Origin of the sequence: Arenimonas sp., from assembly GCF_035312645.1 — a bacterium.
Taxonomy (GTDB): domain Bacteria; phylum Pseudomonadota; class Gammaproteobacteria; order Xanthomonadales; family Xanthomonadaceae; genus Arenimonas.
Map to the genome: position 1 here is coordinate 13583 of NZ_DATGBO010000101.1, position 18443 is coordinate 32025.

Annotated in this window: 20 protein-coding genes and 2 pseudogenes; 12 read left to right on the forward strand and 10 right to left on the reverse strand. The window is 63.9% G+C overall.

Features of this window, described 5'->3' with window-relative positions; all coding sequences use genetic code 11:
- Positions 1-77 precede the first annotated feature (77 nt).
- The 6 genes and pseudogenes from VKM35_RS09270 to VKM35_RS09295 form a co-directional block, all read left to right on the forward strand.
- Positions 78-767 (forward strand): annotated as a pseudogene (locus tag VKM35_RS09270) (SPFH domain-containing protein); the annotation flags it as partial.
- A gap of 104 nt (positions 768-871) precedes the next feature.
- Positions 872-1066, forward strand: coding sequence for an Arc family DNA-binding protein (locus VKM35_RS09275; protein WP_324320685.1), 195 nt, complete (start codon positions 872-874; stop codon positions 1064-1066).
- 54 nt (positions 1067-1120) lie between these two features.
- Complete coding sequence (locus VKM35_RS09280) at positions 1121-1312, forward strand: DUF4177 domain-containing protein (protein ID WP_324320687.1); 192 nt, start codon at positions 1121-1123, stop codon at positions 1310-1312.
- Positions 1313-1330: 18 nt separating this feature from the next.
- Positions 1331-2140, forward strand: coding sequence for a CPBP family intramembrane glutamic endopeptidase (locus VKM35_RS09285; RefSeq protein WP_324320689.1), 810 nt, complete (start codon positions 1331-1333; stop codon positions 2138-2140).
- Positions 2141-2144: 4 nt separating this feature from the next.
- A complete protein-coding gene (locus VKM35_RS09290; protein WP_324320690.1) occupies positions 2145-2675 on the forward strand; it encodes a PH domain-containing protein in 531 nt (176 codons plus the stop codon).
- Positions 2676-2706: 31 nt separating this feature from the next.
- Positions 2707-3489 carry a M15 family metallopeptidase gene (locus VKM35_RS09295; protein ID WP_324320692.1) on the forward strand — a complete coding sequence of 261 codons (783 nt, stop codon included), beginning with the start codon at positions 2707-2709 and terminating at the stop codon, positions 3487-3489.
- Between the two features lie 188 nt (positions 3490-3677).
- Here the strand turns inward: VKM35_RS09295 and VKM35_RS09300 are convergent.
- The 10 genes and pseudogenes from VKM35_RS09300 to VKM35_RS09345 form a co-directional block, all read right to left on the reverse strand.
- A pseudogene (locus VKM35_RS09300) lies at positions 3678-4304 on the reverse strand (DNA-3-methyladenine glycosylase family protein); the annotation flags it as partial.
- A 62-nt stretch (positions 4305-4366) separates the two neighbouring features.
- A complete protein-coding gene (locus VKM35_RS09305) occupies positions 4367-5005 on the reverse strand; it encodes a class I SAM-dependent methyltransferase (protein ID WP_324320695.1) in 639 nt (212 codons plus the stop codon).
- A 220-nt stretch (positions 5006-5225) separates the two neighbouring features.
- Positions 5226-5585: a DUF423 domain-containing protein gene (locus tag VKM35_RS09310; protein WP_324320697.1), complete on the reverse strand. Its 360-nt coding sequence runs from the start codon at positions 5583-5585 to the stop codon at positions 5226-5228.
- Positions 5582-6613, reverse strand: a complete 1032-nt coding sequence (locus VKM35_RS09315) for a DUF4340 domain-containing protein (RefSeq protein ID WP_324320699.1) — start codon at positions 6611-6613, stop codon at positions 5582-5584. Before VKM35_RS09315 ends, VKM35_RS09310 begins: the two co-directional genes overlap by 4 nt.
- Entirely contained in the window at positions 6614-8497 is a 1884-nt protein-coding gene (locus VKM35_RS09320; RefSeq protein ID WP_324320701.1) for a GldG family protein, read from the reverse strand. It abuts the gene before it with no gap.
- A 7-nt stretch (positions 8498-8504) separates the two neighbouring features.
- Entirely contained in the window at positions 8505-9239 is a 735-nt protein-coding gene (locus VKM35_RS09325) for an ABC transporter permease (RefSeq protein WP_324320703.1), read from the reverse strand.
- Positions 9236-10168 carry an ABC transporter ATP-binding protein gene (locus VKM35_RS09330; RefSeq protein WP_324320705.1) on the reverse strand — a complete coding sequence of 311 codons (933 nt, stop codon included), beginning with the start codon at positions 10166-10168 and terminating at the stop codon, positions 9236-9238. The genes VKM35_RS09325 and VKM35_RS09330 overlap by 4 nt, the downstream gene beginning before the upstream one ends.
- A gap of 167 nt (positions 10169-10335) precedes the next feature.
- Positions 10336-11412: a polyketide cyclase gene (locus VKM35_RS09335; RefSeq protein ID WP_324320707.1), complete on the reverse strand. Its 1077-nt coding sequence runs from the start codon at positions 11410-11412 to the stop codon at positions 10336-10338.
- A gap of 118 nt (positions 11413-11530) precedes the next feature.
- Positions 11531-12172 carry a response regulator transcription factor gene (locus VKM35_RS09340; RefSeq protein ID WP_324320709.1) on the reverse strand — a complete coding sequence of 214 codons (642 nt, stop codon included), beginning with the start codon at positions 12170-12172 and terminating at the stop codon, positions 11531-11533.
- Positions 12169-13335, reverse strand: coding sequence for a sensor histidine kinase (locus tag VKM35_RS09345; RefSeq protein WP_324320711.1), 1167 nt, complete (start codon positions 13333-13335; stop codon positions 12169-12171). The genes VKM35_RS09340 and VKM35_RS09345 overlap by 4 nt, the downstream gene beginning before the upstream one ends.
- A 181-nt stretch (positions 13336-13516) precedes the next feature.
- Here VKM35_RS09345 and VKM35_RS09350 point away from each other — a divergent pair, with 181 nt between their 5' ends.
- The 6 genes from VKM35_RS09350 to VKM35_RS09375 all read left to right on the forward strand — a co-directional run.
- Complete coding sequence (locus VKM35_RS09350) at positions 13517-14113, forward strand: GNAT family N-acetyltransferase (protein WP_324320713.1); 597 nt, start codon at positions 13517-13519, stop codon at positions 14111-14113.
- Positions 14114-14115: 2 nt separating this feature from the next.
- On the forward strand, positions 14116-14889 hold the full coding sequence (minC, locus tag VKM35_RS09355) for a septum site-determining protein MinC (RefSeq protein ID WP_324320715.1): 774 nt from the start codon (positions 14116-14118) through the stop codon (positions 14887-14889).
- 40 nt (positions 14890-14929) lie between these two features.
- Positions 14930-15739 (forward strand): septum site-determining protein MinD, encoded by an 810-nt coding sequence (gene minD, locus VKM35_RS09360; protein ID WP_324320717.1) that lies wholly within the window; start codon positions 14930-14932, stop codon positions 15737-15739.
- Positions 15740-15742: 3 nt separating this feature from the next.
- Positions 15743-16012, forward strand: a complete 270-nt coding sequence (gene minE, locus VKM35_RS09365) for a cell division topological specificity factor MinE (protein WP_324320719.1) — start codon at positions 15743-15745, stop codon at positions 16010-16012.
- Between the two features lie 55 nt (positions 16013-16067).
- A complete protein-coding gene (locus VKM35_RS09370; RefSeq protein ID WP_324320721.1) occupies positions 16068-16562 on the forward strand; it encodes a hypothetical protein in 495 nt (164 codons plus the stop codon).
- Between the two features lie 152 nt (positions 16563-16714).
- Positions 16715-18443: M2 family metallopeptidase (locus tag VKM35_RS09375; protein WP_324320723.1), on the forward strand; the 1729-nt coding region annotated here is incomplete at its 3' end.

Sequence of the window (18443 nt, forward strand, 5' to 3'; positions counted from 1 at the left end):
CGGCCAGCCAAAGCGTCGTGCTGATCATCCTCGCCGCATTGCTCGGCTTGGTACTGGTGGTGATGCTCGGCGGCTTCTACATGGTCGAGCCCAACCAGGCAGCGGTGCTGAGCCTGTTCGGAAAATACGTCGGTACCGTCAAGGAAACCGGCCTGCGCTGGAACAATCCCTTCTACGCCTCGAAGAAAATCTCGCTGCGTACGCGCAACTTCGAAAGCAGCAAGCTCAAGGTCAACGACCTCGAGGGCAGCCCGATCGAAATCGCCGCGGTGGTGGTCTGGCAGGTCGTGGATTCGGCCGAGGCGGTCTACAACGTCGACGACTACGAAAGCTTCGTGCACATCCAGTCGGAAGCGGCGCTGCGCGCGATGGCGATCAACTATCCGTACGACCAGCACGAGGAAGGCAAGATTTCCCTGCGCAGCCACGCCACGGAAATCTCCAAGCACCTCACCGAAGAAATCCAGGAGCGTCTGGCCCAGGCCGGCGTCACGGTGATGGAAGCGCGCATCAGCCACCTCGCCTACGCCCCGGAAATCGCCCAGGCGATGCTGCAGCGCCAGCAGGCCAGCGCGATCATCGCCGCCCGCACCCGCATCGTCGAAGGCGCGGTCAGCATGGTCGAGATGGCGCTGTCGGAATTGTCCAAGCGCAACGTCGTCGACCTCGATCCCGAACGTCGCGCCGCGATGGTCAGCAACCTGCTGGTCGTGCTCTGCGGCGAACGCGGCACCCAGCCCATCGTCAACACCGGCTCAATCTACTAATCAGCAAGGACCCGCCATGACCACTCTTTTTATCGTCGTACTGATCGCCGCTGTCGCCACGGCAGCCTTCCGCAAGCGCAAGTCGAACTGACCGCGTCCGGGCAATGAGCGAGAAGAAAGCCTATCCGCTGCGCATCAACGCCCAGGTGCTGGACGCCGTCCAGCGCTGGGCCGATGACGAGCTGCGCTCGCTCAATGCCCAGATCGAATACGTGCTGCGCGATGCCCTGCGCAAAAGCGGAAGGGTCAAATCGCCGGATATGCCCGGCGACGGCGATACCGGCGACGCCGGATCCTGATGCAACGCCGGCACGAATATCCAGCCACTCACCGATCGCTACCGAGCCCAGACCATGACCGCGAACACTCGCTGGCAATACCAGGTCGTCGACATCCGCCTGAAGATTTTCGGCAACGGTAAACAACATGCCGAACGCCTGCAGGAAGAACTCAACCGGCAAGGCCTGCAGGGCTGGGAACTCGTCAGCCTGCTGCCGCTGCCCGGCACGCTGTGCTATCGCGCCAGTTTCAAGCGCGCCGCCTGATCACCGCTGGCCACACTCATGTCCGAACCTATCGCTGATTCTCTGATCGACATCGCTCCCGTTCCGTTGAAGGAAGACCTCAAGCTCGCGGGCTTTCTTGGCGTGCTGGCGGCCTTGGCCACCGCTGCGTTGTTTCCCTATCTGCTGGTGGTGATGCCGCAACTGCTGGCGAAGATCCCGCATTGGCTACCGCTGCCGGCATTGATTGTTCTGCAAAGCCTGCAGGCTGCCCTTCTGCTGACTCTCCTGTCCTTTCTCGGCCTGTGCATGGGTCATCGCGTCGGGCTCGATGCGCCCTGGCTGCGCGCGCTGCTGTTCCGTCGCCCACGCCCGCGTCTGCACTGGCAGATGGCGATGGCTTTCGGTCTGTTCGCCGGCCTGCTGATGATCGGCCTCGATCCGTTGTTCGCGCCGCACATGCCGGCGCCGCTGCATCCGCAGGCGGCGGTCGCCGCACAGGCCAGCGCGGCAGTCGGCTTTCTCGCCTCCTTCTACGGCGGCATTGGCGAAGAATTGCAGCTGCGTCTGTTCATGATGACCTTGCTGGTCTGGGCGCTGTCGCTGTTCACGCGCAACCGTCCGCGTGCCGGCATTTTCTGGATCGCGATCGTCGCCGCCGCCCTGCTGTTCGGCGCCGGGCATCTTCCCGCCGCCGCCCAGATGTGGCCGCTCGACGCCGTCGTCGTCACCCGCATCATCGTCCTCAACAGCCTCGGCGGCCTCGTCTTCGGCTGGTTGTATTGGAAGCACGGACTCGAGTCGGCGATGCTCGCGCACTTCAGCGCCGATCTCGTGTTGCACGTGCTAGCACCTCTCGCGTTCGGATGAAGCCATGACCACGCAGGAATTCGCCATCGTTCCGCCCGGAAAATTCGCCCGGATGTTCCCGCTGTTCATCGGGCTGGTGCTGCCGCTGGCGATGCTCACGGCGATGGTGCTGGCGGCGAAAGGATCGCGCGATTGGCTGTATGCCTCGCCAGCCCTGCTGATAATGCCGCTGACCGCCGGCATGCTTGCCTGGACCATGCACCGGCGCACGATCCAGGTTTCCGATCAGGGCATCGTCGTGCGGCGCTTTCCCTGGCCGCGCATGATCAAACTTGCCGAGCTCGATCTCGCGCAGGCGGGCATCGTCAATCTCGACGAACGCCTGGAGTTGCAGCCGATATTCAAGATTGCCGGCAGCGCCCTGCCCGGCTACCGCTCCGGGCTGTTCCGGCTGCGCGATCGCCGCCGCGCCACGGTCCTGCTGACCGATTGGAAACGCGTGCTGGTCCTTCCAAAGCGCGACGGCAGCGTCATCCTGCTCAGCCCGCAGCGCCCCGATGCCCTGCTTGAAGCCCTGCGCAATGCCCGCGGGTGACAGCCGCGGAAGCGCCGGCTAGTCTGCCCACATGCATCCAGCCGACTGGCGACTGATCAACGGCGAAAGCCTCGAAGCGATTCCCGCCGCATTGGCGCGTGCGCGCGGCAATGCCACTGCGCGTGCGTTGGCACAGGCTGACTGGCTGATCCGGCGCAAACGCGATGGCCGTTTCCTGGCGGTGCGGCGCGGCGATGTCGTCGCCGAATTGCAGCGCGGCGTGTTGACGCCGGCATTGCGCGACGATCTGTTCGCGCTCGCCGCCGCCGACGCCGCTGGCGAATCCCCGCGCGACCTCAGCGGTCTGCTGCAACGATTGCACGCGCTCGATCTCGACGAACGCGACTACGGCGAACGCAGCGGCCTGCCCCTGGTCGCGGAACCGAGCTCGCTGGCGTTCGCCGGGCGCGATCGCTACGCGCGGCCGCTATGGCTGACCGCCGCTGCCGCACATGCTTGGAAAAAAATGCGCGCGGCCGCCGGAAGCGACGGCATCGTCCTCGATGCGATCTCCGGCTACCGCAGTCACGATTACCAACTCGGCATATTCCGCCGCAAGCTCGCGCGCGGCCAGACGGTGGCGGAAATCCTCGCCGTCAATGCCGCGCCCGGATTTTCCGAACACCACAGCGGCCGCGCCCTCGACATCGGCACCCCCGGCGAAGCGCCCGCCGAAGAATCCTTCGAGAAAACGCCGGCGTTTTCCTGGCTGCAGGTGCATGCCGGCGATTTCGGCTTCGTGATGAGCTATCCGCGCGGCAACCCGCACGGCATCGTGTATGAGCCCTGGCACTGGTACCACGCCCCTTCGTAGGAGCGCTCACGAGCGCGATCGCTTCAAGCCATCACCCTCCATCGCCCTCAATCCTGCGACCGCTTCACCTTCTTCTTCGCGGCGACCTTTTTCGCTGCGACCTTTTTCGCGGCGAGAGTTTTCCCGGCAGCGCTTTTCCCCTTCACCACGACTTTCGCCTTCGCCTCGCTCTTCGCCTCGGCAATCGAATCGGCGATGCGCCACAGATACAAACCGGCGAGCGTGCGGTACGGGCCCCACTTCTCCCCGCGCAGCGCCAATTCCTTCGGCGTCGGCATGATCTCGAGCTTGTCGAGAACCTGCGCGCCCTTGCGCACGCCGAGATCATCGATCGGCAGGATGTCGGGGCGGCCGAGGCGGAACATCAGCATCATCTCGACCGTCCAGCGGCCGATGCCGCGCACGGCCACCAGGCGCTTGATGATTTCGTCCTCGTGCAACGACAGCAGTTCGCGTGAGGTCGGGATTTCGCCGCGTTCGGCGCGCCCGGCGAGGTCGCGCAGCGCCAGCACCTTGTTGCCGGACACGCCGCAGGCGCGCAACGCCGGGTCGTCCACACGTGCCAGTGCCAGATGCGAAAGCTTTTTCGCGGCGATCGCGACTTCGACGCGGCCGACGATCGTCGCTGCCGCCTTGCCGGACAATTGCTGGTAGAGGATCGAACGCGCCAGCGAATCGACGGTTTCGAAAGGCTTGTGCCAGCCTTCCGGCGTGATCGGCCCGATGCGCTCGATCCACTTGCCGAACTTGCGGTCGCGTTTGGCCAGATGCGCGGCGGCGGCATCGAGATCGAACCCGCGCGAGTATTTCGCCATGCTGCCCTCTCCTTTCTTCGAATACCCGATACCGCAACGACCCCGCACGAACGCGGCGGTTTTCAGTGCTTTTCCGCCACCAGGAAATAACCCAGCGGAAATCCTTCGGCGGTTTTCCGGGATATTTTTCCGCCGAAAGAGGTGCCGACAAAAACCCGCGCGACAAACTGGACGCAAGCCGCCAAAGCCGTCCCCAGCAACGGAACGAACTGGAGGTGTTTCGCCAGCATGTCTGCCAGTGCTTCTGGCGAACCGCCGACCGCATCCAGTTGCAGCAGTTTCAGCCCCGCGCCATCGACGAAACGGCGCAATGCGAATTCCGTGTAGCGGTAGTAATCGTGCGGCCGTTCATGGATCCAGTAAAAGAACGGCACATTCAAGATCAACTTTCCGTTTGCCGACAGCATCCTGGCCATGTCGGCCATGAGCCGTTCCGGCTGCGGAATGTGTTCGAGGACGTCCGACAGGATGATGGTGTCGAATTCGCCATCCTTGAACGGCAAACTCGCGGTGATATCGCACTCGAAGTCGAGATACGCATTCGGATGCAGGCTGTTTTCCCAATCGACGCAGATATTGTCCGTCACAAGCTTGCTGTAGGCGGCGAACAGCGGGACTTTCCCGCAGCCCAGATCCAGCAAACGGCCTTTCGCATGAATCGGCAGGTTGCGGTCGTAGAAACCGGCAACGAGATCGACCATCAGGCGCGATCCGACGCCGACTTCCACATGATCGCGGGAAGCAGCCAACTTGCCGTTGCGGTAGACGTACTTGCTGGGCTGCCATTGCTCGCGATGCTTCATTCCGCTCGGTCCCGTATCACTGGAGGCGAATCCGTCGTCGCAGCATAACCGTCGGCCGGAGAAAAAGCGGCGGCGCCTGTCGCTACCGGCAATGGCTCGACGCCGGCTTCGATGCGAATCAGGGATCGCGACGCAGGCAGATCGCCACGGCCACCAGAAACCATCCCGCGATCAGCAGCGTGCCTCCTGCGGGGGCAAGCACGGTCGACCAGGCGAAAAACGCCGCGCAGACCAGGCTGCCGGAAAACAGGATCACACCCGCGGCCTGGCAACCCATCGCCGCCGTCAGCCAACGCGACTGTTCCTGCCGCGCCAACACGAGCAGGCCGAGACCGTGCGCAAATGCGAACAGCGCCGCCAGCGCGATGCGCTCGCGCGCCTTCCCTTCCGCGGCATGGCTGGCGTAGGCGCCGAGCGCGACCGAAAGGCCGCAGCAAAGCGCCGCGAATACCGACAGCCAGCGCGCTGCGCGATTCATGGCGCGTCCGCGAGCAATTGCCCACGTCCCTGCATCAACACCGACGCTTCCAGCGCCGGCAGGCGAAACACGTAACCCGACCAGCGCGCCTGCATCGCCTGCACGCGCGCGTGCAGGCCAGCGATGTCGGCATCGCCACCGCTGCGCGCTGTCTGCGCGAACCAGGCGGCGGCGCGCGCCTCGTCGACGGACGCATTCATGCGCACCCAGATGCGGCCCTCACGACGCCAGCACTGCATCGAGATGGCGAGGCCATCGATGCCGAGGAATTTCAGTTCGCGCTCCGGCACCGGCGCATCGACATCCCTGGCGACATCCTCGAACCGGAGCTGGTTGAGTACACCGGCGAGCGCGTCGGCCTGTCGCGAGCCCTTCGCTGCGACCGGCGCGACATCGTCGACGCGGAAACGATCGTCGGCGCGCACCAGTCGGAACGCCGGACTGTCGGCTGGCGCGATGTCGACTGCGGCGACCCGTGCCAGAGGCAGATCGACCAGGCCGTGATCCAGCCATTCCGACGGATCACGCGGGACGTCCAGCACGCGATCGCCGAACCAGGACTGCTTGTCGGCGCTGACCCGCAAATAGCTGCCGCGCGGGTTCAGACGCAGCCTGCCGATCAGCACCGCGAATTTTCCGCCGTCGCCTTCGAGCTGCAGTTCCGTGCTGCGCGAGGCGGGCAGCGCGACCGGCTCCACGCCGATGCGTGCATACAACGCAGGGTCGTCGGTTTTCGCTTCGCTGCCATGCACCTGTGCCAGCGTCGTGATGACGTCGTTGACCAGCAACGGATCCGCGGGCCAGTCGACGCGTTCGCGCACGCGCCAGAGGCCACGATCCTTTTCCAAGGTCACCAGCGTCTGGTTGTCGCCACCGACCACGCGCAGACGATGCAGCGACGCCTGCTGCGCGGCGAGACCAGGCAGGATCAACGCTGGCGCACGGCTGCCGTCGGGCGCGGAAGCACTGCAGGCCGCGAGCATCGCGGCCAGAAAACACAGTGCCGCAGGCCGGACCGACCCGCGCATTCAGTTCGCCGCGTCGCGACGATTCAGGACGCGACGCAGCGCGATCACCCCGGCCAGCAACATCAGCAGCAAGGGAATGCCGAGGATATTGATGAGTTTCAGGCGCGTGCCCAGCGATTCGATGTCGGCATTGAGCTGATGCTGGACGTCGCGCAGGTCGCGGCGGGTCTTGAGCTTCTGCTCCTGGTACTGCAGCAGCTGCCGTTGCTGTTCGCGATTGAGGTTAGGCGCGGCGCCGCCCGCCGTGGATGGCTGCAGCTGCGAGAGTTTTTCCTCGAGGTCGCCGAGCTGCTGCTGCAGCTGTTTCTGCTTGCTCTGGAAACGCTGCTCGGCAGCGCGCCGGATCACGTCGACGCGTTCGAACGGCCGGCTTGCGGAAGCGCGCGTGCGCACCGCGATCAGGTCGGCATTGCCGACCATGTTGTCGACGGCGTTGTAGACGAAGTCGGCGTTGTTGGCGAACGGATTGAAGATGTCCTGGCCCATGTAGTTCTGCACCTGCACCCAGAGGCGATCGCTGAGCAGGTCGGTATCTGCCACGACGATGATGTTGGCCTCGCCTTTGCTCGTGGCCAGATGCCCGGCCATGCCACTGCGCTCGGGGAATGCGGACTTCAACGGACCGCTCAGCCGTGCGGCGAGGATGCGGGTTTCCTGGCCGTCGGGCTTGAACGCATCGGTGAGTTCGCCGGGATTACGGCTGGCCTGACGCACTGCGTTGGTATCGGCGAGCATGGTCGCTGCCGAACTCTGCACCAGCGCTTCCATCTTCAGCGGCGAACCGGCGTGCAACGACAGCGCACCGACGCTGGACAGATTGAGACTGTCGAGGCCCGCGGTGATCACGTCCTGCTTGTTCATCGCCTTGTCGTGCAGACCGAGAATCGCCAGATGACGCACCGGCGGCGCATTCGGATCCGGCTGCACCTGCAACGCATAGGTCGAATCCAGCACGACCTTGCTCGGGTCGTAATCCAGTCCCCAGGTCTTGAACAAACGCGGCAGATCCGACGAAAGCATCGGCGGCTGCGCCTGCGCGAGGTCGACCATGGTGCCGGCCGGATCGGATTCGGCGAGCGGATCGACGAACACCAGCAGATGGCCGCCGCGCATTACGAACTGGTCGATCGCGTACTGGGTGTCTTCGGAAATCGCTTTCGGATGCACCACCATCAGCAGGTCGACGTCATCGCCGATCGATACCGGATTGGGCTGCAGGCGGCGCATCTCGAACAATTCGGAAAGCTGGCGATCGACCACCCAGCCCATCGTCGGCTGCTGCGTGATCTGGTCCATGCCCGGCCCGGTCGGCAAGTCGCTGAGCAGCGCAAGTACCGGCTTCTTGTCGATCGCCAATGTCGAGATCAGCTTGGCCAGGTCGTATTCGAGAAAGCCTTCCTTGTCCGGCTGGATGAACGGCATGATGGTCTGGCCATCAGTACTGTTGCTGCCGACCAGTCCGAAATACAACGTGTCGCCGGTGCCCGCCAGCGGCACGCCCTGCAGGCCGAGACTCGCGGCTTTTTCTTCCGCTTCCGAAAACGATTCCGGATCGGTCACGACCAGCGTGACCTTGCCGTGCGAGCGCGCGACGACTTCGTCGAGCAATTCGCGCACGCGCTGCGCGTAGACGCGGAACTGCGGCTGGCTGCGGCTGGCTTTCTCGGAATAGTAAAGCTGCAGCTTCACCGGCTCCTTGATGCGGTCGAGGATGCGCTGCGTGCCGGCCGACAGCGTGTACAGCCGATGCTCGGTGAGATCGACGCGCAGGCCGCGCAGCGCAAACGCCGACAACGCCACCAGCGCGATGAATACGAGAGCCAGCAGCGGCAATGCGAAAGCCGGGAAGCTGCGACGATTGAAGATGGACGAGAAGAGGGACATGGCGGCCTCAGTCGGCTTTCTTGAGGTCGATCACCAGCACCGTGGCGAACAGCCAGGCGGCGATGCTGAGCAGGAAGTAGGACACGTCGCGCAAATCGAGCACGCCGCGGGTGATGGCCTGGAAATGCGTGAGGAAACTCAGACCGCTGATCGCATCGACAACCCATTGCGGCGCGAGCGAACGCACCATGTCCAAGGCCAGCGGGAAGCCGGCGAGCAACATCAGCAGACACAGCACCACGGTGAGGATGAAGGCCACGACCTGGCTGCGCGTCGCCGCCGACAGGCAACTGCCGACTGCGAGAAAGGCACCGGCCATCAACCAACTACCGATATAGCTGGCGAAGATCACACCGTTGTCCGGGCTGCCCAGCCAGTTGACGGTGATCCAGATCGGAAACGTCAACGCCAGCGCGACACCGATGAAGACCCAGGCTGCGAGAAATTTTCCGAGCACCGCCTGCCACAGCGTCACTGGCTGCGTGAGCAGCAACTCCAGCGTGCCGGACTTGCGCTCCTCGGCCCACAGGCGCATCGCCACCGCCGGCACCAGCAGCAGATACAGCCAGGGATGGAAGCGGAAGAACACCTGCAGGTCGGCCTGGCCGATCTCGAAGAAATCACCGAGATAGAAAGTGAAGGCCCCGGCGAGCAGCAGGAAAATCACGATGAACACCATCGCCAGCGGCGTGGCGAAATAGCTGGAAAATTCCCGCCGGAAAATCGCGCCGACCAGACTCATGCCTTGGCCTCCGGTGCGGTGATGCTGCGGAATACTTCATCCAGGCGGCCATGCTCGGTGCGCAGCGCGGCGAATGCGACGCTACGCTGGCGCAGACGATCGCCAACGACATCGGCGAGCAATTTCGTCCGGCCCTGCGGAAACACGTACAGGCGCTGCTCGCGCTCGTCGAGTTCGAAGCCACTGACGCCGGGCATGCCGTCGAGCGCGGCGCGGGCGGCGATGCTGTCCTGCGCCTGCAGCGAAATCGCATTGTGGTAGCGCGACCGCGCCAACAATTCGGCGGGCGTGGCGTCGGCGAGAATCTTGCCGTTGGCGATGATGATCGCGCGGGTGCACACGGCCTCGACCTCTTCGAGGATGTGTGTGGACAACAGCAAGGTGCGCTCTTTCGCGAGCTCGGCGATCAAGGCGCGCACTTCGTGCTTCTGGTTCGGATCGAGGCCGTCGGTGGGTTCGTCGAGGATGAGTGCCGCAGGATCGTGCACGATCGCCGCGGCCAGGCCGACACGGCGCTTGAAGCCTTTCGACAAGGTGTCGATGGTCTGTTCAAGCACCGCCGACAGGCTGAGGCGGGCGATGACAAAATCCAGGCGCTGGCGGCGATGATCGCCACCGAGGCCGCGCAGGTCGGCGATGAAATCCAGGAAGCTGCGCGGCGTCATTTCGCCGTAGGCCGGCGCGCCTTCAGGCAGATAGCCCAGCACGCGGCGTGCCGCCAATGAATCAGCAAGCACATCGTGGCCGCAGACACTGGCGGTGCCGGCGGACGGCGCCAGGAAGCCGGCGATCATCTTCATCGTGGTGGATTTGCCGGCGCCGTTTGGGCCGAGAAAACCGAGCACTTCGCCGGGCTCGGCCTTGAAACTGACGCTGTCCACGGCGTTGACGCGGCCGTAGCGTTTGCTGAGGGCGGTTGCCTCGATCATCGGAGCCCCGTAAATCAAGCAGGAACTAGCAGGAAGGAAACAGGCAGGAAAAAGGCGGGTTGCGCCGCCAAAAAATTATCACGCCAGGACCGGGAAGTTTCCGGTCGCCACAGCGCCGGGCCCCCAACGCAAGAGCGGGCCATCGGCCCGCCCTGCGTACGTCCGTCTTACTGCGCCGGCTTGACCGGCCAGTAGACCTTGAACTTGGCATCCTCGTTGAGCATCGCGCTGACGCCGTCAACGTAATCCTCGTAAGGCGCGCCGGTGGTATCGGAACCATGGGTCATCGCCCAGGCGCGCAACTCATCGCGGCGGCGTGCCAGGCCCGGCGCCGGGCCGGTGTAGGACGTCACTGCCACGCGACGCGCCGGCAGCTGGTCGTAACTGACCGGACCTTCGACCGCGACCACCAGCTTCTCGCCGGCCGGCGCATCCGCCGGAGCCGAAGCCTTGCGGATCGGCATCACGACATCGAAGCCATAGCTGTCGCCAGTGAATTCGTTGGTGACGATGCGCAGCGGTCCGGAAGCGACCAGGCCATTGGAGGCCATGACCTTGTTGATCCAGGCCAGCTGGTTGTTCATCGCCGTCATGATCTCGTCGTTGCTGCGCTTGGACGCCGTGCTCACCACGAGGATGTCCTGCGCCGGCTGGTCGACGAACTCGTACGACGAGGAATCCTTGCTGTAGTCGAATTTCGGAATCGTCGCCAGGAAGCTGGAGAACTTGTCGAGGCCGCGCTTGATGTCGTCGCCGACATTGCGCGAGACGTACAGGCCGGAATAGCGACCGAGCAGATCCCAGCCATAGTTGACGGTGTACTGCTGGGTGATCTTGACGTTTCGGTTCTGCTGACCCGTGCGCTCGAGCCTGAAGGTCATGAACTTGTCGGCGCCGCGGGATTCGTTGACGAGGCGGTAGCGGACTTTCTCGCCCGGCACGCTCTCGACGATTTCCCAGCTGCCATCGCCGACGGTCTTGTCGTTGGAGCTGTAGTTGAACTTGGCGCCGACGCCCTGGGCAGGACCGGACAGGCTGGTCTTCATGTGCGGGTCGTGGCGGATCAGCGGGTTCCAATCCTTGAACCGGCCGAAACCGTTGAGCAGATCCTCGACCGTGGCCATCGGGCGATTGGTCTCGGTGGTGAAACTGAAGCTGCGCTTGGCCGGCAGGAACAGGCCAATCACCACAAACGCCACGGCAACGAGCAGGAGGGAAATCAGGAATTCAATAAAACGGGTCATTCGGGGGCTCTCCAGGAACGGCCCTCGGCGAGGACGATCACCCCGCCGCAGGAACGGGAGAGGATAGCAGGTCGGAACCGGACCCGGCAGGGGCCCCGGACCGGCCCCTGCACCTGCCTCAAACGAGCTTGAGTTCGAAGGCCTTGAGCACGGCCCGGGTGCGATCGCGCACGCCGAGTTTGGAAAGAATGTTGGACACGTGGTTCTTCACGGTTCCCTCGGCCACGCCCAGCGAATTGGCGATTTCCTTGTTGGAAAAGCCGCCGGCCATCAGGCGCAGGATTTCGGTCTCGCGATCGGTCAGCGGGTCGGGTTGTTCCAGGCTGACGAATTCGTTGTTGAGTCCCTCCAGGCCCGAGAGCAGACGCTGGGTCACGGCCGGCTGCACCAGCGAGCCACCCTCGGCGACGGTCTGGATCGCCGACACCAGTTGGTCCAGCGACACATCCTTGAGAAGGTAGCCGCGCGCACCGGCCTTGATGCCGGCGAGCACCAGCTGATCGTCGTCGAACGTGGTCAGGATGATGGTCGGCGGCAAGGCTCCAAGCGCCGCCAGCGCCTGCAGCGCTTCCAGGCCCGACATCACCGGCATGCGCATGTCCATCAGCACGACATCGGGCTTGATCTGCGGGATCAGCTCGACCGCCTGCTTGCCGTCGCCGGCTTCAGCGATCACCTCGATGTTGTCGGCCAGTTCCAGCAGGGAGCGTACGCCCTGGCGCACCAGGGTTTGGTCGTCGACCAGGCAAACACGGATCATGGGCTGATCTCCAGAGGTAAACAGATGTTCAGGGCGAATCCCTGCCCCGGCGCAGTGATGATATCGGCGCGGCCACCATAAGCGGCCAGTCTTTCGCGCATGCCGCTCAAACCATTGCCGGGCTTGGGATGCTCGCCGCCGCGGCCGTCGTCGCGGGCATTCAGATGGATCATGCCCGGCTCCAGTTCGACCCGCAGCCACAGATGGTTGGCGCCGGCGTGCCGCACGGCATTGGTGATGATTTCCTGGGCGCAGCGCAGCATGACCTGCGCGCGCTCCGGATCCTCGAGCTGCAGGCGATCGGGAATGTTGAGGATCACTTCCAGCGCGGGCACGCCTTCGACCAGGGTGCGCAAGGCCACGCCCAGATCGATGCCGCGCTCCTCGCGCATCTCGCTCACCGCCTCACGCACGTCGGTGAGCAGCAGCTTGGCCAGCGTGTGGCTTTGCTTGACGTGATCCTGTGCCTTGCCCTCGGTGAGATGGCCGGCGACTTCCAGATTCAAGCTCAGCGCAGTGAGGTGATGTCCGAGCAGATCGTGCAGTTCGCGCGAGATACGCAGGCGCTCGCTCATGCGCGAACTTTCCGCGAGCAGAGCGCGGGTCGCGCGCAATTCCGAATTGAGCCGGCGCTGGTCTTCGCGCGCCTGCGCCTGCTGCTTGGCGACCAGGCCGGTGATGAAGGTGAAACTCGAATAGCCGATATAGAGCGCGGCCTGCAATACCGCCGCCATCGGCGTGAACCCGCCCATGCGCTCGAATACCGGCACCAACGCAACATGTTGCAGGACCAACCAGGCCACGCCCACGCTCAGCGGCATCAACCAGGGAATCACGCCCGAAACCAGCATCAACAGGATGCTGCCGAGCCCGGTATGGGTGAGCTTGCTGACCGCGATCGCGGAAACGGTCAGCGCGCCGAGCAGAAGAATGTCGTACCAGCGTGGCCGCCGTTGACCGAGCTCGCGCGTGACCAACCAGTACGCGACGCCGAACACGAAATACGCGATCGTCGATCCGACCATGTCCGGCGGCCCCAAGGCTTCGTCCACTTCGCCGACGGGGAAATAAAGCGTGTTGAAGACCAGCGGAATCCCGACCACCGCCCAGGTGAACAGTCCGGCGTAACGCAGCAGTTGGGTGTGGCTCAGGCGCAGTGGCATGCCCCATCTTAGGCGACCCGGGGCCGACACATGCAGTCCGAAAGTAACGGATAACAACCCGTTAACCCATCGTCGACGGCGCACGGACCGGTCGCGGCAGGCCGGAGGCCATGCGATAATCGCCCCCTGTTTTTGGCCGCGCCTGCTTGGCGCGCCCCCGGCACCGGGAGTCAGCAAGACAATGTCGATCATCATCCGCGACGTGCGCGAGCACGAGCTGGATTTGGTTCTAGCGCTCAACAATGCGGCGGGACCCGGCATCCTGCCGATGGATTCGGCCAAGCTCCGCTTCTTCTGGGAACACGCCGACTACTTCCGGGTCGCCGAGAAAGACGGCCTGATGGCGGGCTTCCTCGTCGCCCTGTCGCACCAGGCCCCGCACGACAGCAGCAACTTCCTCTGGTTCCGGGAGCGTTACCCGGAATTCCTCTACGTCGACCGCATCGTCGTCGCCAGCAGCCGTCGTGGCGCCGGCGTCGGCCGGGTGTTCTATGGCGACGTGCAGAGCTTCGCCGAATTGCGCGTGCCGCAACTGGCGACGGAAGTATTCATGGAAAGCAACAGCCATCCGGCCCTGCTCTTCCACGGCAGTTTCGGTTTCCGCGAAGTCGGTCAGCACGCGATGACCGATCACGGTCTGCGCGCCTGCATGCTGATCAAGGAATTGTGCAGCTATCCCTACGTACGCGAGACCTATGGCGACAAACTGCCCGATCAGCCCTGGCTGAAGGCGCGTCCCATCCGCGACCGCAAACCCCACCTCGCGACCGGAACCTGAGCATGTCGGCAACGCTTCCGGACTACGCCCAAGCCGGCGAACTCAAGATCGGCCAGGTCGGCATCGCCAACCTGCGCATCCGCCACCTCGACATCGACAAACTTTCCGCGGAAATGCGCGAGCGTGTGCGCAGCGCACCGAAGCTGTTCGATCGCGCCGCGGTGATCCTCGATTTCGGTGGCTTGTCCGACACGCCCGATGCCGCGACGGTCAAGGCCCTGGTCGCCGGCCTGCAATCGGCCGGCGTGCTGCCGATCGGCATCGCCTACGGCACCAGCGATATCGAAACGCTTTCGAAAGCCGTCGGTCTGCCGCTGCTGGCAAAATTCCGCGCCTCCTACGAACCCCTTGCCGCCGCCGCGGAAACTCCTGCGCCGAAAGCGAAGAGCGTCGCTGCCGAAGTCGCACCGGAACCGGCGAAACCTGTCGCCGCCGCGGCTAAGGCCGATCCCGGCCTGGTGCACGTGCAGCCGGTGCGTTCCGGCCAGCAGGTGTACGCGCAGAATCGCGACCTCACCGTCTGCGCCACCGTCGGCGCTGGCGCGGAAGTCATCTCCGATGGTTCGATCCACATCTACGGCGCGCTGCGCGGCCGCGCACTCGCCGGCGCCGGTGGCATCGAGACCGCGCGCATTTTCTGCCGCGAATTCCACGCCGAACTCGTCGCCGTTGCCGGCACGTACAAGGTGCTGGAAGAAATCCCCAAGACGCTGATCGGGAAACCGGTGCAGATCTGGCTTGAAAACGAACAGCTGCGTATCGAAGAGCTGGCCTGAATAACAATTCGAACAAACATGACAGGAACGGAGAACACCATTGGCTGAAATCATCGTAGTGACCTCGGGCAAGGGCGGCGTCGGCAAGACCACCACCAGCGCCAGCCTCGCCTGCGGCCTGGCGAAAGCCGGCAAGCGCACCGCCGTGATCGACTTCGACGTCGGCCTGCGCAACCTCGACCTGATCATGGGCTGCGAGCGCCGCGTGGTGTACGACTTCGTCAACGTCGTGCACGGCGAAGCTTCGATCAAGCAGGCCCTGATCAAGGACAAGCGCTTCGAGAATCTCTACATCCTCGCCGCCTCGCAGACGCGCGACAAAGACGCGCTGACCAAGGAAGGCGTCGAGAAAGTGCTCAAGGATCTCGCCGATGACGGTTTCGATTTCATCGTCTGCGATTCCCCGGCCGGTATCGAGAAAGGCGCGTTCCTGGCGATGTATTTCGCCGATCGCGCGGTGGTCGTGGTCAATCCGGAAGTGTCCTCGGTGCGCGACTCCGACCGCATCCTCGGCCTGCTCGCCTCCAAGACCAAGCGCGCCGAGAACGGCGAGCGCGTCAAGGAACATCTGCTGCTGACCCGCTACAGCCCCGAGCGCGTCGAGAAGGGCGACATGCTCTCGATTGGCGACGTCGAGGAAATCCTCGGCCTGAAAGTGATCGGCGTGATTCCGGAATCGCCGGAAGTGCTGCAGTCCTCGAACTCCGGCAACCCGGTGATCCTCGACGAAGCCTCGAACGCCGGCATGGCCTACGTCGACGCGGTCGCACGCATCCTCGGCGAGGAAAAACCCCTGCGCTTCATCACCGTCGAGAAGAAAGGTTTCTTCTCGAAGATCTTTGGAGGCTGAGCCATGGGCCTCTTCGATTTCCTGAGTCAGCGCAGCAAGAACACCGCCAACGTCGCCAAGGACCGCCTGCGCATCATCATCGAGCAGGGCCGTCGCGAACGCGGCGCGCCCGATTACCTGCCGATGCTGCAACGCGAGTTGCTGGAAGTGATCAAGAAATACATCAACGTCGACATCGAGGCCGTGAAAGTCGACCTGCACAAGGACGGCGAGCACGAGCTGCTCGACATCTCGGTGACCCTGCCGGAAAAAGGCGCCGCCGCCGCAGGTTGATGCAGCCTGTAGGAGCGATGGCGATGGCAATCGCGACCGGATCGCTTCCGCAAGCATGGTCGCGATTGCCATCGCTCCTACACGCGCAATTCCCTCCATGCTCACCCTCGCCGACATCGGTTTCGACGCCCCGCGTGCATTGCTCGCGAGCCATGGGCTGTCGCTGGTCGAAATCCCCGACGGCGAGGCGATTCCCGGCAGTTTCTGGGGCGAGGTCGAGGCCGGGCTGATTGGCAGCGATGTCTTCGCGCGCAGCGATACGCCGGTGCATTCGCTGCTGCACGAAGCCGGTCACCTGATCGTGATGCCGCCGGAACGTCGCGCCGCGGTGCACACCGATGCCACCGATTCGGTCGCCGAGGAAGACGCCACCTGCTACCTGCAGATTCTTCTCGCCGAGCGCCTGCCAGGCGTCGGCAGCGCGCGCCTGATGGCCGACATGGACGAATGGGGCTACACCTTCCGTCTCGGTTCCGCGCGCGCCTGGTTCGAGAACGATGCCGAGGATGCGCGGGCGTTTCTTGTGCAGAAGAATCTTCTCCCCCGCTGATCCGTAGGAGCGGCTTTAGCCGCGATTGCTTTCTCTTCGATTGCGACCTATCGCGGCTCACGCCGCTCCTACACGAGCTGACTTGCGTCGCGCCACCTGCGAGGTCTAGCCTTCGGACTCCCTGCCCTCGCGGCCGCTTCCGGAGTCGACACGTGAAACCTCAACGCGCGCTGCTCACGCTTGCCATCTGCACCAGCCTGCTCACGATCGCCAGCGCCGCCATGGCCAAGGGTAAAGACGGCAAGGAAACCGCCGACGAATTCGTGGCCCGCGTCAACGCCGAAATGCGTGCCGACTATGTCGAAAACACCGCCGCGCAATGGCTGTCGGAAACGTACATCAACGACGACAGCGCGACCATCGCCTCGAAGGCGAACGAGCGCGCGCTGATCAAGCTTGGCGAATACGTCGAGCAGTCGCGGCGCTTCAACGGCCAGACCATGAGTGCCGACAGCAGCCGCGCCCTGCAATTGCTGCGCCTGGGCATCACCGTGCCGCCGCCGAAGAATCCCGCGCATCTGGCCGAGCTCACGCAACTGGGCACCCGGCTCGACGGTGCCTACGGCGCCGGTAAGTTCTGCCCGGATGCAAACAACAGCGCGACCTGCGAAGACATTGGCCAGATCGAGGACATCCTCGCCGACACCGCGCACAAAAGTTACGACGAACAACTCACCGCCTGGCAGGGCTGGCACACGATCTCGGTGCCGATGCGCAAGGACTATCAGCGCTTCGTCGAACTCAGCAACGAAGGCGCGCGCGACCAGGGCTTCGCCAACACCGGCGAACTGTGGCGCAGCGGCTACGACATGTCGCCGGCCGATTTCCGCAGCGAAACCGATCGCCTCTGGAGCCAGGTCAAACCGCTTTACGACGACCTGCAGTGCTATGCCAAGAACAAGCTGGTCGACAAATACGGTGCCGACAAGGGCCAGATCAAGGGCATGATTCCCGCGCACCTCACCGGCAATCTCTGGCAGCAGGACTGGGGCAATCTGTGGCCGCTGCTGCAGCCATACAGCAAGGTGCCCAAGCTCGACATCACCACCGCGCTGCAGAAACAACGCGACGAGCGCTACCAGATCCTGCTCGCCGATTTCGCCAAGAGCAACGGCCACGCGGCCAGCGCCGCAGAAAGCATCGAAGTCGGCCGTGCCGCCGATCTCGCCCAGGCGAAAGCCATGGTGCGCGAGGCCGAGGGTTTCTACATGAGCCTGGGCATGCCCAAGCTGCCGGATTCGTTCTGGGAGAAAGCGCAGTTCATCAAGCCGCGCGACCGCGACGTGGTCTGCCATGCCAGCGCCTGGCCGATGTCGATGGACGGCGAAGTGCGCATCAAGATGTGCATCAAACCCGACGAGGAATCGTACACGACGATCTACCACGAGCTCGGCCACGTCTATTACTACCTCGCCTACCAGAAGTCGCCGGCGCTGTTCCAGAGCGGCGCCAACGACGGTTTCCACGAAGCGATCGGCGACACCATCGTGCTGTCGATGACGCCGGAATATCTGAATTCGAAAGGCCTGGTCGACAAGCCGACGGTGAGCAAGGAAGCGGTGATCAATTCGCAGATGCGCATGGCGCTGGCCAAGGTTGCGTTCCTGCCGTTCGGCCTGATGATCGATCGCTGGCGCTGGGGCGTGTTCGACGGCTCGATCAAGCCCGATCAATACAACGCGGCCTGGTGGGAACTGAAGGCGAAGTACCAGGGCGTGACGCCAGCAACGCCGCGCGGCGAGGAATTCTTCGATGCCGGCGCGAAATACCACGTGCCCAGCAACACGCCGTACACGCGCTACTTTCTCGCCGACATCCTGCAATTCCAGTTCTACAAATCGCTCTGCGACGCGTCCGACTACAAGGGCCCGCTGTACCAGT